The organism is Acinetobacter brisouisimilis (assembly GCF_000368265.1).
GTDB lineage: Bacteria > Pseudomonadota > Gammaproteobacteria > Pseudomonadales > Moraxellaceae > Acinetobacter.
Map to the genome: position 1 here is coordinate 664,722 of NZ_KB851219.1, position 14,578 is coordinate 679,299.

Annotated in this window: 12 protein-coding genes and 1 tRNA gene; 9 read left to right on the forward strand and 4 right to left on the reverse strand. The window is 44.5% G+C overall.

Features of this window, described 5'->3' with window-relative positions; all coding sequences use genetic code 11:
- Nucleotides 1-540 carry a KdsC family phosphatase gene (locus F975_RS06830; protein WP_004751661.1) on the reverse strand — a complete coding sequence of 180 codons (540 nt, stop codon included), beginning with the start codon at nucleotides 538-540 and terminating at the stop codon, nucleotides 1-3.
- A gap of 3 nt (nucleotides 541-543) precedes the next feature.
- Nucleotides 544-1,521 (reverse strand): KpsF/GutQ family sugar-phosphate isomerase, encoded by a 978-nt coding sequence (locus tag F975_RS06835; protein ID WP_034426194.1) that lies wholly within the window; start codon nucleotides 1,519-1,521, stop codon nucleotides 544-546.
- A 321-nt stretch (nucleotides 1,522-1,842) separates the two neighbouring features.
- On the opposite strand from F975_RS06835, the gene cysS reads away from it, so the two are divergent.
- Both cysS and F975_RS06845 read left to right on the forward strand, forming a co-directional pair.
- Nucleotides 1,843-3,264, forward strand: coding sequence for a cysteine--tRNA ligase (cysS, locus tag F975_RS06840; RefSeq protein WP_004751665.1), 1,422 nt, complete (start codon nucleotides 1,843-1,845; stop codon nucleotides 3,262-3,264).
- Between the two features lie 63 nt (nucleotides 3,265-3,327).
- Nucleotides 3,328-3,403, forward strand: a tRNA-Gly gene (locus tag F975_RS06845).
- A gap of 74 nt (nucleotides 3,404-3,477) precedes the next feature.
- Here the strand turns inward: F975_RS06845 and F975_RS06850 are convergent.
- Nucleotides 3,478-4,458 carry a LysR substrate-binding domain-containing protein gene (locus tag F975_RS06850; RefSeq protein WP_004751666.1) on the reverse strand — a complete coding sequence of 327 codons (981 nt, stop codon included), beginning with the start codon at nucleotides 4,456-4,458 and terminating at the stop codon, nucleotides 3,478-3,480.
- Between the two features lie 519 nt (nucleotides 4,459-4,977).
- Between F975_RS06850 and F975_RS06855 the strand changes: the two genes are divergently transcribed.
- From F975_RS06855 to F975_RS06865, 3 genes are all read left to right on the forward strand, one after another.
- The gene (locus F975_RS06855; RefSeq protein WP_004751667.1) at nucleotides 4,978-6,204 is read left to right on the forward strand and encodes an acyl-CoA dehydrogenase; all 1,227 of its coding nucleotides are present in this window, start codon (nucleotides 4,978-4,980) and stop codon (nucleotides 6,202-6,204) included.
- 228 nt (nucleotides 6,205-6,432) lie between these two features.
- Nucleotides 6,433-7,749 carry an MFS transporter gene (locus tag F975_RS06860; protein WP_004751668.1) on the forward strand — a complete coding sequence of 439 codons (1,317 nt, stop codon included), beginning with the start codon at nucleotides 6,433-6,435 and terminating at the stop codon, nucleotides 7,747-7,749.
- A gap of 60 nt (nucleotides 7,750-7,809) precedes the next feature.
- Entirely contained in the window at nucleotides 7,810-9,051 is a 1,242-nt protein-coding gene (locus tag F975_RS06865; RefSeq protein ID WP_004751669.1) for a CaiB/BaiF CoA transferase family protein, read from the forward strand.
- A gap of 63 nt (nucleotides 9,052-9,114) precedes the next feature.
- On the opposite strand, the gene F975_RS06870 is transcribed toward F975_RS06865, so the two are convergent.
- Nucleotides 9,115-9,711 carry a helix-turn-helix domain-containing protein gene (locus tag F975_RS06870; RefSeq protein WP_004751670.1) on the reverse strand — a complete coding sequence of 199 codons (597 nt, stop codon included), beginning with the start codon at nucleotides 9,709-9,711 and terminating at the stop codon, nucleotides 9,115-9,117.
- A 294-nt stretch (nucleotides 9,712-10,005) separates the two neighbouring features.
- On the opposite strand from F975_RS06870, the gene glnT reads away from it, so the two are divergent.
- From glnT to F975_RS06890, 4 genes are read left to right on the forward strand one after another with little or no spacing between them, the layout of a single operon-like run.
- Nucleotides 10,006-11,397, forward strand: coding sequence for a type III glutamate--ammonia ligase (gene glnT, locus F975_RS06875; protein ID WP_004751671.1), 1,392 nt, complete (start codon nucleotides 10,006-10,008; stop codon nucleotides 11,395-11,397).
- A gap of 44 nt (nucleotides 11,398-11,441) precedes the next feature.
- Entirely contained in the window at nucleotides 11,442-12,365 is a 924-nt protein-coding gene (locus tag F975_RS06880; protein ID WP_004751672.1) for a class II glutamine amidotransferase, read from the forward strand.
- A gap of 29 nt (nucleotides 12,366-12,394) precedes the next feature.
- Nucleotides 12,395-13,114 (forward strand): GltB/FmdC/FwdC-like GXGXG domain-containing protein, encoded by a 720-nt coding sequence (locus tag F975_RS06885; RefSeq protein ID WP_004751673.1) that lies wholly within the window; start codon nucleotides 12,395-12,397, stop codon nucleotides 13,112-13,114.
- Between the two features lie 27 nt (nucleotides 13,115-13,141).
- A complete protein-coding gene (locus F975_RS06890; RefSeq protein WP_004751674.1) occupies nucleotides 13,142-14,476 on the forward strand; it encodes an FMN-binding glutamate synthase family protein in 1,335 nt (444 codons plus the stop codon).
- Nucleotides 14,477-14,578: the final 102 nt, after the last annotated feature.

Below are 14,578 nucleotides of genomic sequence, written 5' to 3' on the forward strand. Positions count from 1 at the left end.
TTAATGCGGGACAGCAGTGAATTTTTCAAGTAATTCCTCGTAAACCCCTTTTGCCTGTAACAGCATATCGCATACTTCGCGTACAGCACCACGTCCACCCATGGCTTGGGTCACTAAATCTGCACGGCGACGTACTTCAACATGGCCGTTTGGAACAGTCACTTTCATGCCTGCAATTGCAAATGCTGACAGGTCTGGCCAGTCATCGCCCATGTATAAACAATCTTGTGGTAATAGGTTGAATTGTGCACATGCTTCACGTAGTGCCATGCCTTTATCTTCACGACCTTGAAAAACCAAGTCAACTTTCAGGTCAGACATACGTTTTTCAACAATATGGCTTTTGCGCCCTGTAATGACAATCACTTTTAAACCGGCTTGTTGTGCCAGTTTCATACCCAAACCATCACGGATATCGAAAGACTTGATTTCATCGCCTGTGTTGGTGAAGGTTACAAAGCCATCACTTAAGATACCATCAACATCTAAAACCAAAGCTTTAATATGGCTGGCTTGTTCTAACAATACATAAGATGCCATGGGTTACGCTACTCCAGCTTGAATCAGGTCATGCATACTAATTACACCAATCACTTTATTTTGATCATCTACGACAACAAATTGATTAATTTTTCGATCACGTAATTGCTCTAACGCATCTACTGCACGAGTTTCCGAAGAAATGGTGGCAGGTTTTTTAATCATCACATTTTCGACAGGCAGGTTTACATCAAAGCCTTGCTGTTTATCGATCAAACGACGCAAGTCTCCGTCAGTAAAAATACCCAGTAAAGTATCGTTTTGATCAACGACTGTGGTCAAACCTAAACGTTTATCTGAGATTTCATACAGGACACGGTTCATTGGGGTGTCTGGAGATACTTTAGGCAGTTCTTCGCCTGTGTGCATGATGTGTTTAACATGCAAAAGTAGGCGCTTGCCTAAAGCCCCTGCAGGATGAGAACGGGCAAAATCATCGGAAGTAAAACCGCGTGCTTCCAGTAAAGCAACAGCCAAAGCATCGCCCAAAGCTAAAGTCGCTGTGGTACTTGAAGTCGGTGCAAGACCCAGCGGGCAAGCCTCCTGAATATCACCTAAGGTCAGGGCAACATCGGCATTTTGCGGCATTGGGCCCTTGTCATTGCCACTAATGGTAATCAAAGGCACGCCCACATGTTTAATCAGTGGCATCAGCATCATGATTTCATCACTTTTCCCTGAGTAGGAAATGGCAATCAGCACATCACCTTTCACCAGCATGCCCAAATCGCCATGACCTGCTTCACCAGGGTGCATGAAGAAAGATGGTGTACCTGTAGATGCAAAGGTCGCCGCCATTTTGCGCCCGATATGCCCAGATTTCCCCATGCCTGTAACGACCACACGACCTTTGCACTGTAAAATAATTTCACAGGCCTTGACGAAATGTTCATCAATTTGTGTGGCTAAAACATCTAACGCTTGCTGTTCAATCTTTAAAGTTTCTAGGGCAACTTTTTTAAAATCAATAGGATTCATGATGTGTGGGGAGTTCAAAATTAGCTACCTTACCAAAATACAGCTGGAAAATATATTCAGGGTTTGATTCAACAATAGATCTGATTCTAACATAAATAGGGTGTGTTGACATTTCATCTATGGCCTGCATTGTTGGCGAAAACAACTTAAACCAGATATGAAATGAAGGCGATGCTAACTGCATTAACAAGTTCCCTAATCTAACCGCAACTTCAGCTTATTTATGTCGATGGTTATCTTATATTTTTTAGGGATAAAACTTTGTGAAATATTGTGCATCAGTTATGATGAGGCATCTTTAGTTTGAACATTTGAAGACTTTATATGCAACCCTTTGTTTTATATAACTCTGAGCAACGTAAAAAAGTTGAATTTGTACCCCGTAAAACAGGGCATATCGACATGTATGTTTGCGGTATGACCGTCTATGACTATTGTCATATTGGGCATGCTCGAGTCATGGTTGCATTTGATTACATTATTCGTTTTTTACGTAGTCAGGGTTGGAATGTCAAATACGTGCGCAATATCACCGATATTGACGACAAGATTATTAAACGTGCCAATGAAAATGGCGAAAGCATCACCGCACTGACCGATCGTTTTATTCAGGCCATGAATGAAGATGCTGAAAATCTGGGCTGTTTGCATCCAGACGAAGCGCCACGTGCGACTGAGTATATCGACCAGATGCAAAGCATGATTGGCAATTTGGTTGAAAAAGGTGCAGCGTATCCTGCAAGCAATGGCGACGTATATTTTCAGGTTGAAAAATTTTCCAAATATGGTCGCTTGTCGGGTCGTAAACTGGATGACATGCAAGCGGGCGCTTCAGATCGTGTCGATGTCGAAGTTGAGAAAAAGCACCCATTTGACTTTGTACTTTGGAAACATGCCAAAGCCAATGAACCTGCTTGGGCTTCACCTTGGGGACAGGGTCGTCCAGGCTGGCATATTGAATGTTCAGCGATGTCAACCTGCTGCTTGGGCAACCATTTTGACATTCACGGTGGCGGTTCGGACTTGATGTTCCCGCACCATGAAAATGAAATTGCACAAAGTGAAGCTTCAACAGGCGAACAGTATGTCAACTACTGGATGCATGTCGGTTTTATTAATGTTGATGGCGAGAAAATGTCGAAGTCTTTGGGCAACTTCTTTACCATTCGTGATGTGATGGACAAATTCCATCCTGAAGTGATCCGTTACTTTATTGTGTCTTCACATTACCGCAGCCCAGTCAATTTCTCGGATGTGGCATTAAAAGAAGCGAAAACTACGCTAACCCGTTTCTATCATTCATTTAAAGCCTATCAACAAGTCTATGGCGAAAAGACCGTTGAAACTTTAGATCATGAGTTGGTTGAACGTTTTAATAGTGCAATGCGTGATGATTTCAATACGGCTGAAGCCATTGCTGTGCTGTTTGAAGTTAACAAAGAACTCAACCGTGCAGTGAAAGAAGAAAATGCAGAACAGGCAGCCGTGTATTATTCAACACTGCGTCATCTGACCAATATTTTAGGTTTGGTACAGCACAATGTTGAAGACTTCTTAAAGTCAGATATTGGACAGGACGCTTTGGGCTTGTCTGAAGAACAAATCGAAGATTTGATTCAGCAACGCCAAGATGCCAAAAAAGCCAAAGATTTTGCCAAAGCTGATGGAATCCGCCAGTCATTGCTGGATCAAGGCGTAGTTTTGGAAGATACCCGTCAGGGCACTGTTTGGCGTCGTGCTGATTAATTAGACACTTGGATGCCAAAAGAGTTGACAGCTTTTTGAAAAACTCTATAATGCGTCCATATTGCGGGAATAGCTCAGTTGGTAGAGCATAACCTTGCCAAGGTTGGGGTCGCGAGTTCGAGTCTCGTTTCCCGCTCCAAAATTTAAAAAAGCCTCAAGATCAAGTCTTGAGGCTTTTTTTATTGGGTAAAAAATGAGAGAAGATTTTTCTATCTATGTTGCTGCTGTGTCAGATTGCATGGCACAGGTTGTATTTTTATTCTGATAAATTTGTGTTTCATGTTCCAGCCATTCAATAAATTTTAAAATCAGCACACTGTTTTGCTGCTCCGAATAAACAAAATAATAGGAACGTGAACCCATTAGTTTCAACTTGGAGGCAATCACCAAGTCACCGTTATTCAATTCTTTTTCAAGTAGCATTTGTGGAATCAGTGCAACCCCCATGTGATGGGTAGCTGCAACGGCAAGCATGGAAAACAGTTCGTGTCGCTGACCATCTGTCGCATACGGGTGATCATAGCCTGCGGTATGAAACCATTCTTTCCAGATATAAGGTCGTGTGGTCTGTTGTAGAAGTGGTAGTCGGCTAAGCTGTTCGGCACTTAAATCAATCTGTTGAGTCTGTTCAAGCTGGACTCCTGGGCAATATTTTTGAATGAGCTGTTTCGAACACACGGGAACCACATCTTCTTGCATTAGAAACTGCACTTTTGCACCTGCCCAGTTTTCGACCTGAGCAGGTGTACCTGCATAAATTGCCGCATCGAAAATATGTTCGCTAAACAAAAAGGGTTTGGTACTGGTTTCAAGGTGGACAGTAATTTCAGGATAGATCTGATTGAAACGATATAGTCGCGGTAGTAGCCAGCGTGTGGCAAAGGTGGGCACAACACCGAGTTTCAGCGTACCACCAAGCCCTTTATGTGACATCAGATCTATAGTGCTTTGTTCAATGCTCAATAAACAAGACTTGATACTTTTAAAATATTGCTCGCCTGCCAGCGTCAATTCAACGCCGTGACGGGTACGGTGAAACAAGGCAAGGTTTAGAAATTCTTCTAATTGCTGGATTTGTCTGGAAACTGCACTTTGGGTAATGCACAGTTCCTGCGCCGCGTAAGTGTAACTTTTATGTTTGGCAGCAGATTCAAAGCAAATCAGTGACTGTAAAGATGGAATCATCCGACGCATATCACGATCCTTGTCATATCGGTGGATTTTTAGATTGAGGTATTTAGAAATAACATAGATTAGTGTTAAAAATAAAATCTTCCTTCTATAAAAATAGAAAAATTACTGGATTTAAATGCTCTTTTTTTTAAATCAATTGAATCCTATAAGTCGTGTTTAAAAAATTAGATATACGAAAATCTTATTTGTAAATTTTGAGCTAAAATATTTTTAATATCATGTTTTAAATAGTTTTTTATAAAAATGATCTTGAGCGAGTTTTGCAGAGAGTATCCTCACAATATATTTTGAGTGTGCAAGTAGGTTGTTTTTACATGGCTGTGCCACTCATCCTGAAATGTGAGTCAAAACGAGAAGGCTTCATCATCACATTCATGCTTTGAGTAAGCATTTTCATTGAGCTTAGATTCGCTAAGATATGCGTAAACCGCATGACTGTATGAGAAATAATCGTTTGCCGCCTAAGCTAACTGATCGTAGCATGAAGGAAAAGATAAACCAGAAAAGGCTAGGGAAGCGATGAATCAAATGGTCGAGAAAACAAAAAAACCTGCACGTGTTCAATTTAACTGGGAAGATCCATTTTTACTGGAGCAACAACTAGCTGAAGAAGAACGCATGATTCGTGATGCAGCAGCAGCGTACTGTCAGGATAAACTCATGCCACGTGTGCTGGAACAATTCCGTCATGAAACCACCGATCCGTGTATTTTTCGTGAAATGGGCGAGTTGGGTCTGCTTGGGCCGACCATTCCTGAACAATATGGCGGTGCAGGGCTTAATTATGTCAGTTATGGTCTGATTGCCCGTGAAATCGAGCGCGTTGATTCGGGTTACCGCTCTATGGCAAGCGTGCAAAGTTCTTTGGTGATGGTGCCGATTAACGAATTTGGAACTGAGCAGCAAAAACAGAAATATCTGCCGAAACTGGCGACAGGCGAATACATTGGCTGTTTTGGCTTAACCGAACCAGATCACGGTTCAGACCCCGCAGGCATGTTGGCGCGTGCCAAAAAAGTGGCTGGTGGTTATCGCCTTACAGGCTCAAAAATGTGGATTACCAATAGCCCGATTGCCGATGTATTTGTGGTTTGGGCAAAAGAAGTGTCGGCAGAAGGTCATGTTGGTGATATTCGCGGTTTTATTCTGGAAAAAGGCTGGGAGGGACTATCTGCTCCTGCAATTCACGGCAAGGTTGGTTTGCGTGCTTCGATTACAGGGGAAATTGTCATGGATGGCGTATTTGTTCCTGAAGAAAATGCCTTTCCTGAAGTGCGTGGTTTAAAAGGCCCATTTACCTGTTTGAATAGTGCGCGTTACGGCATTGCCTGGGGTGCGATGGGTGCCGCAGAATTTTGCTGGCATACCGCACGTCAATACACTTTAGACCGCCAGCAGTTTGGTCGTCCTTTAGCCGCCAATCAGCTGATTCAGAAAAAACTGGCTGATATGCAAACCGAAATCGCACTCGGCTTACAGATTGCCTTGCGTTTTGGACGCATGAAAGATGAAGGTCTTGCCGCAGTAGAAGGTACATCCTTAATTAAACGCAATAACTGTGGTAAGGCACTGGACATTGCCCGTTTAGCCCGCGACATGCTGGGTGGTAACGGGATTAGTGATGAATTTGGTATTGCCCGTCATTTGGTCAATCTGGAAGTTGTGAATACTTATGAAGGTACACATGACATTCATGCCTTGATTTTGGGGCGTGCACAAACAGGCATCGCTGCATTTGCCAACTAGATAACCCCTTTTTATTTGAAAATTCTTGGAGATGCTCGTCATGGGCATCTTGAGGAGACATTTGTTTTTAAAATCTAAACAAAGCATAGTCAGGGATTCATCACGGAGAGGCGGTATGTAGAAAGACGTTTTGCCAAGCAATAGGGACACAACAAAAACAGGCACAGCGATTTTCACATGACCTGCAGATGAATGACCGAGACTCATTTGGGAAAATGAGGTGTCAAGATGAACAATGATGTTCAAGCAGTTGTTACAGATTTACCCCGTTCGTTACCGACAAATGTTGGAACATACGAACAAATTACCTCGAATACTTGGAAATGGGCGTTGCTGTTTGCCTACTTTGCCATGGTGGTGGACGGTATCGATATCATGTTGCTGTCCTATAGCTTAACCAGTCTAAAAACCGCATTTGGCTTATCGATCCTTCAGGCAGGTGCGCTCGGCAGTGCATCTTTGGCGGGTATGGGGATTGGCGGCATATTGGGTGGCTGGGCATGTGATAAGTTTGGTCGGGTCAGAACGATTGCCCACTCGGTGACTTTCTTTTCCGTGGCGACCTGTTTACTCGGTTTTACCCAAACTTTTGAGCAGTTCATGGCACTCAGGTTTATTGGTGCGTTGGGAATCGGGGCGCTATATATGGCATGCAATACCCTGATGGCAGAATATGTTCCAACCAGTTACCGCACAACTGTACTGGGCACTTTACAGACAGGGCAAACCGTAGGATATATCGTTGCAACGATTTTGGCAGGGGCAATTATTCCTGACTATGGTTGGCGTGTTTTGTTTTTCATTACGGTTATTCCTGCCGCGATCAATATTTTTCTACGACGTTTTGTTCCTGAACCGAAGTCATGGCAATTGACTAAAATCCAGTCATTAAGTGTTGAAAAAGCAGTCACAAAAATAGATGCACCACAAAGCAGTAATCGCAGTATTTATCAGCAGATTTTTACCAATTTAAAACACCGAAAAATGTTCCTGCTCTGGATGACCACCGCCTTTTTTCTACAGTTCGGTTATTACGGTATCAATAACTGGATGCCGAGTTATCTGGAAACCGAATTGCATATGAACTTTAAATCCTTGACCAGTTATATGGTGGGTTCATATACCGCGATGATTCTTGGAAAAATTTTGGCAGGTTACCTTGCCGATAAGTTCAATCGCCGTGCAGTGTTTGTCTTTGGAACCTTAGCCAGTGCCATTTTTCTGCCTGTGATTATCTTCTTCAATACGCCAGATAACATTTTATATTTGCTGATTACCTTTGGCTTTCTGTATGGCATTCCATACGGAGTCAACGCAACCTATATGGCGGAGTCTTTCTCGACCGATGTACGTGGAACAGCAATTGGTGGTGCTTACAATATTGGGCGTGTCGGCGCAGCCATCGCACCTGCAACCATCGGCTTTTTGGCGTCGGGCGGCACATTTGCCAGCGCGTTTATTGTCATGGGGGCTGCATATTTTATCGCAGGGGTTTTACCTGGAATTTTTATCCGTGATCGCCAGTACGATCCGCAAAAATCATAAGAACTGTAAAAGATGGCATCAAAAAACGGATGCCATCTCTATCATGAAAAGGATGAGTGTATGGGTGCATTAACAGGGTTACGTGTGCTGGATTTAAGTCGGGTGCTGGCTGGCCCTTGGTGTGGTCAGATTCTGGCAGATTTGGGTGCAGAAGTGATCAAGATTGAACGTCCCAAACTTGGGGATGATACTCGTATGTGGGGACCACCGTGGATGCTCGATGAACAGGGGGATGCTACTCGAGAAGCGGGCTATTATCAGTCGGCAAACCGCAATAAATATTCGGTGGCAGTTGATATTGCTTCACAGGAAGGGCAATTGCTGATTCAGGATATGGTTAAAGATGCCGATGTACTGATTGAAAACTATAAGGCAGGCTCTTTAGCCAAATATGGTTTGGACTATGCCAGCCTCAGCAAGATCAACCCTCGACTGGTGTATTGTTCGATTACAGGTTTTGGACAGACAGGGCCGCGTGCGGCAGAACCTGGGTATGACTTTATTATTCAGGGTATGGCAGGGCTGATGAGTATTACGGGTGAGCCAGAAAACGTACCGCAAAAAGTCGGGGTTGCAGTGACCGATTTGCAAACGGGGCTGTATGCCACCATTGCGATACAGGCAGCGCTATGGTCACGTTTAAGTACAGGCAAAGGGCAACATATTGATCTGTCACTGCTCGATGTGCAGGTTGCAGGCTTGGCCAATCAGGGCATGAACTATCTGCTGACTGAAAAATCGCCTGTACGCATGGGCAATACTCACCCTAATATTGTGCCGTATCAAACGTTTAAGGCAAAAGATAAAGACTTTATTATCGCCTGTGGTAACGATAAACAGTTTAAAGATCTGTGTATGGCGATTCAGCGACCAGACCTTTGGGAGCATCTTGATTTTCGCTCAAATCAGGATCGGGTTAAACATCGGCATGCCTTGATTCAGCAATTACAGCAGCACTTTTTAACTCAAAATGCTCAGTTTTGGGTGGACTGTATCCATGCAAAACAAGTGCCTGTAGGTATGATTAATTCCATCGAAGAAGCTTTGCAGGAGCCACAGATTCAGGCTCGTAACATGCTGGTGAATGTGCCACATCCGCAAAATTCGGATTTTAAAATGATTGCATCGCCAATTAAATTGTCAGGTACACCCATTGAATACCGTCAAGCACCACCTCGTTTAGGGGAGCATACTTGGTCTGTACTCAAGCAATATCGCAGTGAAAGCGAATTGCGACAGCTCAAAGCGACAGGGGTGATTGAGGCATTTGCTGGGCAGGGTGATGTTGTCAGTGTGGAATAAGAGAGGAAAGAAGTCTATAGACAGGCATTTGGTAGGGATATCATGCCTGTCTGTGATCTAAAATTATTCTTGTGGCTGTGTGTAGTTCATCACAGACAGTAAGCGAATTGGCACCTGAATCAGCTTTTCTGGGCCGTGTGGAATTTCACCTTCTAAGGTCAAACAGTCACCTGGTTGCATATGAAACACTTCATGCCCGTGACGATACAATAATTCACCTTCTACTAAATACAACATTTCCGTACCTGGATGGGCAAAAGTCGGGAACTCTTCGCTGGCATCATCCATGCTGACCAGATACGCCTCAAAGTTTTTACGTGGACCACGTGAATGGGTGATTAAACGATAAGTATGTCCTTTTTCTGTGCCACGGCGCACTACTTCCATACCATCGCCTGATTTGACTAGCATGGCGTGACTTTCTTGCTGGTCGTACTGGCTAAATAACGTTGACATCGGAATGCCCAACACTTCACACAGGCGGCTCAGGGTTTCTAAACTGGTCGAGACTTGAGCATTTTCAATCTTGCTGAGCATGCCCTGACTGATTCCTGCGATTTGTGCTACTTCAGATAATTTCAAACCTTGTTCTTGACGATGGCGTTTGATTTGAATGCCGATATATTGTTCGAGTTTTAAACTATTTTTACTTTGTCTCATTCTGGTTCATTCCTGCACTATTTCGATACCAATATTGCCTTCTAGTTTACTGCAAAGCGCAAACGAACTTTGTCAAAACATAAAATTCCTATTGAGAAATATATATTCTTGTTGGAAATATAGTCGATTTTTACCAATAAATCACAATTTTTTTTAATGGCGGCAAAGTTGGCAAGGGATTTGCTTTCTTATTAGGAAAGAAAATTTCTTGAATGGAATTTTTAAAACCATGTAAGCACAGAAAGATGCATTTTCTGCACCACATTTAGTTTTTGTCATATGGGAGTATGCCAAATGTTGCAGCAAGCCGTAACGGAGATGTTTGATCAACATCAACTCACCAAAAAACCGATGTATCGTCCAGAGGTTCAACAGGTGATTGATCAGTACCAATTAAAATATGTATTGGCACAGTTTGTCGATATTCATGGTGCTGCAAAAACCAAATCTGTACCTATTTCTGGACTAAAGGCAATCGAGAAAGATGGCGTTGGTTTCGCAGGTTTTGCCATCTCGGGCATGGGGATGCAGCCTCATGGTCCAGATTTCATGGTGAAAGGCGATTTGTCGAGCTTAACGCCAGTACCTTGGCAACCTGGTTATGGTCGTGTGGTCTGTGAAGGTCATGTCAACGGTCAGCCACATCCTTACGATTCGCGCTATGTGCTCCGTAAACAAGTTGAGCGTTTAAGTGCCAAAGGCTGGACGCTCAATACAGGTTTAGAGCCAGAGTTTAGCCTGTTTCGCCGTGCGGAAGATGGTTCACTGAAAATGGTCGATGACTCTGACAACCTCGACAAACCTTGCTATGACTATAAAGGCTTATCACGTTCACGCGAGTTTTTAGAACGTTTAACCGAAGCCTTGATTCCTGTCGGTTTCGACATTTACCAGATTGACCATGAAGATGCCAACGGTCAGTTTGAAATTAACTATACCTACAGCGATGCCATGAATTCGGCAGACATGTTTACTTTCTTCCGTATGGCGGCTGGTGAAATTGCCAATGATTTGGGCATGATCTGTTCGTTCATGCCAAAACCTGATCCAAAACGTGCGGGTAATGGCATGCATTTCCATCTGTCCATCGGCAGTGAAGAATCCAGCAACCTATTCCATGACCCAAGTGACCCAAGCGGTATGGGCTTATCCAAAATGGCTTATCACTTTATCGCAGGTTTACTTGAACATGGCCCAGCACTCTGTGCTTTCTGTGCACCAACCGTGAACTCTTATAAACGCCTTGTGGTGGGTCGTTCATTGTCTGGTTCGACATGGGCACCTGCATTTATTGCCTATGGTTCCAACAATCGTTCAGCCATGGTGCGTATTCCTTATGGTCGTATTGAACTACGCCTTCCAGATGCAGGTTGTAATCCTTACTTGGTGTCAGCCGCGATTATTGCTGCGGGGCTAGATGGTATTGAACGTGAACTGACTCCACCCACAGCTTGCAATGAAAATCTGTACAGCCTAGGGCTGGAAGAGATTGCTGCACGCGGCATAGAAACTTTGCCACAGTCGCTCAAAGAAGCAGTTGAAGCACTCAAAGCCGATCCACTGTTCCGAGAAAAAATGGGTGCAGAAATCGTGGATGAGTTTATCAATCAAAAAAGCATGGAATGGGTGGAATACAGTCGGCATGTGTCTGACTGGGAAATCCAGCGTTATACCGAATTTTTCTAAATTTAAGATAAATCAACAGAATTGAATCTATTGGAGTAAGCATTATGTGTGGCATTGTCGGACTTTACTTAAAAAATCCTGCGCTCGAGTCTCAACTGGGCAAACTGTTTGAACCGATGCTTGAAGCCATGACTGGGCGTGGACCAGACAGCGCAGGCTTTGCAATCTATGGTGATGAAGTGCAAGACGGCTGGGTCAAACTGACCTTGCAAACTACCGATGAAAACTTTAACTGGCAAGCATTTGCAGAAAAACTGCAAGCCAAACTCGGTACAGGGTTGGACTGGTTCCAAAACGCAACGGCAGCCGTGCTTAAAGTCGAAGCAGATGAAGCGACAGTTCGTGCAGTAATCACTGAACTTGCGCCTGAACTGAAAATCATGAGTGTTGGGCAAAGTATCGAAATTTTAAAAGGCATGGGCTTGCCTGTGGAAATTTCTGAACGCTTTGGTTTAGCTAACATGAAAGGCAGTCACATTATCGGGCATACCCGTATGGCAACTGAAAGTGCGGTCACTATGGAAGGCAGTCATCCGTTTTCAACAGGTGCGGATTTGTGCTTGGTACACAATGGTTCATTGTCCAACCATGCGCGTTTACGTCAGGAATTGAAACGTCAAGGCATTCATTTTGAAACTGACAATGACACTGAAGTGGCTGCGGGCTATCTCGCTTGGCGCTTACAAGAAGGCGATAACCTCGAACAAGCGCTGAATCATGCACTTGATGATTTGGATGGTTTCTTTACCTTTGCAATTGGTACACGCGATGGTTTCGCCGTAATTCGTGATCCGATTGCCTGCAAACCTGCAGTTTTGGCAGAAACTGATGACTATGTGGCAATGGCGTCTGAATATCAGGCATTGGCCTCACTACCAAACATCGACAAAGCCAAAGTCTGGGAACCAGAACCAGCAACTTTATATGTCTGGGAACGCTCAACAGCCAAGACTGGCGAAGCAGCATAAAGACCAAAACAATTAGAGGAATCAACACGATGAACAGCACAGTATTGGCAGACAAAATCGAATTAAAAGACACTTTTGACCTGAGCGTGGACAGCATTCGCGAACTGAATCAGGCATTACATACCCCTGAATTGGTCGCTGCAATTCCTGCGTGGACTGTGCAGAATCCAGCAGGTCAGCACAATATCGCAGTGGGTATAAAAGCCCCTGTACAAGTCACCATTGACGGGCACGCAGGTTATTACTGCGCAGGGATGAACCAGGAAGCTGATGTCATCGTAAACGGAAACGTCGGTGTAGGCGTTGCTGAAAATATGATGTCAGGTTCAGTCCGCATCAAGGGTAATGCATCACAAGCAGCAGGGGCAACAGCACATGGTGGTTTGTTGGTGATCGATGGTGATGCAGGCGCGCGCTGTGGCATTTCCATGAAAGGTGTGGATATTGTGGTGGGTGGTAGCATTGGACACATGAGCTGCTTTATGGGACAAGCGGGACGCTTGGTGGTGTGTGGCGATGCAGGCGATGCATTGGGTGACTCACTTTATGAAGTGCGTATTTATGTCAAAGGCACAGTGAAATCTTTGGGTTCAGACTGTATTGAAAAAGAGATGCGTCCAGAACACATTGCCGAATTGGCAGAGCTACTAGAGCAGGCAGGATTTGATGAAGATCCAACCAGCTTTAAACGCTATGGTTCGGCGCGCCAACTGTACAACTTCAAAGTCGACAACGCATCTGCTTACTAAACCCAACGTGGCCCGGAGATTTTAATCATGACTCAATCTACTACTCAATTTGAACCAGTATTACGCGAATCTGCGACATTTGACCGTTTAACGATTCAGGAAATTCAACGTGCTGCCTCTACAGGGATTTATGATATCCGTGGTGGCGGTACAAAACGCAAATTGCCACACTTCGATGATTTATTGCTGCTCGGTGCGAGCATGTCACGTTATCCGCTTGAAGGTTATCGTGAAAAATGCGGAACAGATGTGGTGCTTGGCACACGTTTTGCCAAAAAACCGATTCACCTGAAAGTGCCTGTGACTATTGCGGGAATGAGCTTTGGTGCCTTGTCTGCCAACGCCAAAGAAGCGTTGGGACGTGGCGCGACTATGGTGGGTACATCAACCACAACAGGTGACGGTGGTATGACCCCTGAAGAACGCGGTCATTCGCAAACTTTGGTGTATCAATACCTGCCTTCACGCTATGGCATGAACCCAGATGACCTGCGCAAAGCCGATGCGATTGAAATTGTACTGGGTCAAGGTGCAAAACCAGGGGGTGGCGGTATGCTGTTGGGCATGAAAGTCACTGAGCGTGTGGCAGGCATGCGTACATTGCCAGTTGGTGTCGATCAACGTAGTGCCTGTCGTCACCCTGACTGGACAGGCCCAGATGACCTTGCGATTAAAATTGCAGAAATCCGTGAAATCACGGACTGGGAAAAACCGATTTATGTGAAAATCGGGGCAAGCCGTCCGTATTACGATGTCAAACTTGCGGTGAAAGCAGGCGCGGACGTGATTGTACTTGATGGTATGCAAGGCGGTACTGCTGCAACTCAGGAAGTGTTTATTGAGCATGTGGGGATTCCAATTTTACCTGCCATTCCGCAAGCGGTGCAGGCACTTCAGGAAATGGGCATGCACCGCAAGGTTCAACTGATCGTGTCAGGCGGGATTCGTACTGGGGCTGACGTTGCAAAAGCTATGGCACTCGGTGCAGATGCAGTCGCCATCGGTACAGCGGCATTGATTGCACTGGGCGATAACCATCCACGTTTAAATGAAGAATTGAAAAAAATCGGTTCAGCGTCAGGTTATTACGATGACTGGCAAAATGGTCAAGACCCTGCGGGGATTACGACTCAAAACCCTGAATTATCAAAAAATCTTGACCCGATTGAAGGTGGTCGCCACTTGGCAAACTACTTACGTGTGTTAGTACTTGAAGCGCAAACCATGGCGCGTGCCTGTGGTAAATCACACTTGCATAACCTTGATCCAGAAGATCTTGTCGCACTCACCGTTGAAGCAGCTGCGATGGCACGTGTACCATTGGCAGGAACAAACTGGGTACCTGGTCAAGTTCAGTTTTAACTGAGTCTGACCCCAACCATAAAAGCGAGCACATGGCTCGCTTTTTTTACAGACTTTTACTGAGTTGATTTGTTATGCTGTTGGAAAATTTATAGTAATAAC

Bases quoted from the DNA above. Each gene is read 5' to 3' on its own strand.
- cysS (WP_004751665.1), top strand. From the start codon at position 1,843: ATGCAACCCTTTGTTTTATATAACTCTGAGCAACGTAAAAAAGTTGAA.
- F975_RS06830 (WP_004751661.1), bottom strand. From the start codon at position 540: ATGGCATCTTATGTATTGTTAGAACAAGCCAGCCATATTAAAGCTTTG.
- F975_RS06890 (WP_004751674.1), top strand. From the start codon at position 13,142: ATGACTCAATCTACTACTCAATTTGAACCAGTATTACGCGAATCTGCG.
- F975_RS06850 (WP_004751666.1), bottom strand. From the start codon at position 4,458: ATGCGTCGGATGATTCCATCTTTACAGTCACTGATTTGCTTTGAATCT.
- F975_RS06870 (WP_004751670.1), bottom strand. From the start codon at position 9,711: ATGAGACAAAGTAAAAATAGTTTAAAACTCGAACAATATATCGGCATT.
- F975_RS06885 (WP_004751673.1), top strand. From the start codon at position 12,395: ATGAACAGCACAGTATTGGCAGACAAAATCGAATTAAAAGACACTTTT.
- F975_RS06860 (WP_004751668.1), top strand. From the start codon at position 6,433: ATGAACAATGATGTTCAAGCAGTTGTTACAGATTTACCCCGTTCGTTA.
- glnT (WP_004751671.1), top strand. From the start codon at position 10,006: ATGTTGCAGCAAGCCGTAACGGAGATGTTTGATCAACATCAACTCACC.
- F975_RS06855 (WP_004751667.1), top strand. From the start codon at position 4,978: ATGAATCAAATGGTCGAGAAAACAAAAAAACCTGCACGTGTTCAATTT.
- F975_RS06880 (WP_004751672.1), top strand. From the start codon at position 11,442: ATGTGTGGCATTGTCGGACTTTACTTAAAAAATCCTGCGCTCGAGTCT.
- F975_RS06865 (WP_004751669.1), top strand. From the start codon at position 7,810: ATGGGTGCATTAACAGGGTTACGTGTGCTGGATTTAAGTCGGGTGCTG.